The organism is Corallococcus sp. 4LFB, assembly GCF_046520365.1.
In the GTDB taxonomy this organism is placed as follows: Bacteria; Myxococcota; Myxococcia; order Myxococcales; family Myxococcaceae; genus Corallococcus; species Corallococcus caeni.
In genome coordinates this window covers 1-1023 of record NZ_JBKGHJ010001071.1, presented here as the reverse complement: position 1 = coordinate 1023, position 1023 = coordinate 1, and the positions used below count along the sequence as shown (strand labels likewise).

General features: G+C 68.0%; 2 protein-coding genes. Both read left to right on the top strand.

Annotation, left to right across the window (positions count from 1 at the left end):
* The first annotated feature begins 274 nt into the window (after positions 1–274).
* Positions 275–541 carry an adventurous gliding motility protein CglF gene (cglF, locus tag ACLEQD_RS44120; RefSeq protein ID WP_171414040.1) on the top strand — a complete coding sequence of 89 codons (267 nt, stop codon included), beginning with the start codon at positions 275–277 and terminating at the stop codon, positions 539–541.
* A 79-nt stretch (positions 542–620) separates the two neighbouring features.
* Positions 621–1023, top strand: a 403-nt coding sequence (locus ACLEQD_RS44115; protein WP_410391891.1) for an FHA domain-containing protein, incomplete at its 3' end; no start/stop codon positions are given.

The following is a 1023-nucleotide window of genomic DNA, read 5'->3' as shown; positions in this document are numbered from 1 at the left end:
CCCGCAGGCCACGCCGGCCTCCGCGACGGGCGCGCAGCCGGCCGCTACCCCCGCCGCGGGGACGCAGACGGCGCCTGCCCAGAAGAATGCAGCTCCGGTGGACTCCGACGAGCCCACCGACGACCTGCTGTGATGTGGGAGACGCCCGCCAGTGGCTTCACGCTGGCGGCGCGGCTCGGGAAGATGCGAACCTTGAGAGCCCCCGCGCTGATGGCGGGGGCCGCCATGCGGAAACACCAGTGGGCCTTCGGAAGGGGCCCCACGTGGAGGCAGGATGCGGAAGTGGCTGATGCTGTGCGTGACGCTGTCGGTGGCCCCGGCCTTCGCCCAGGACGAGGGCGGCAAGGCGCAGGGTGAGGGTGGCGGCGCCAGGATGCAGAAGACGACCAACATCGACTTCGAGGACGACACCATCGAAGGTGACCTCACGAAGCCGGATGGCGAGTACGTCGAGGCGCGCAAGACCGTGAAGCACTCCAACCTCATCCGCATCCGCGAAGACTTCGAGGACAAGGTGATGCAGTCCGTGGGCGAGCTGTAATCCCCCTCCACGAACTGACGGCGGGAACCTTCCGCCAGCACCGTTGTCCAAGAGCGCCAAAGCCTACCGGGAGCCGTCCATGGCCGTACCCCTGACACTCAAGGTCTTCAAGGGCGACACGTTGGTCGCCTCCAAGGACTACGAGCGCGACATCATCAAGATTGGCCGTCTGTCCTCCGCGCACCTGTGCCTGGAGGACGACAAGGTCAGCCGTATCCACTCCGTCATCGAAGTGGCCGCAGACGGCTCCATGTCCATCATCGACATGGGCAGCGTCGAAGGCACCTACGTCAACGGCAAGCGCGTCAACAAGGGGCAGGTGTCCTTCGGTGACGAGGTCCGCGTGGGTGGCACCACCATCCGCCTGGAGAACCCGGCCGCCGTGGCCGCGGTGAACCTGGCCGCCGCCGTCGCGCAGGCGGACGCGCCCACGGACAAGAACCCCACCATCGCGCCGGTGCCCCCGCCGCCGCCATCGCGCA

Coding starts and splice junctions, on each gene's coding strand:
- cglF (WP_171414040.1), top strand. CDS start 275: ATGCGGAAGTGGCTGATGCTGTGCGTGACGCTGTCGGTGGCCCCGGCC.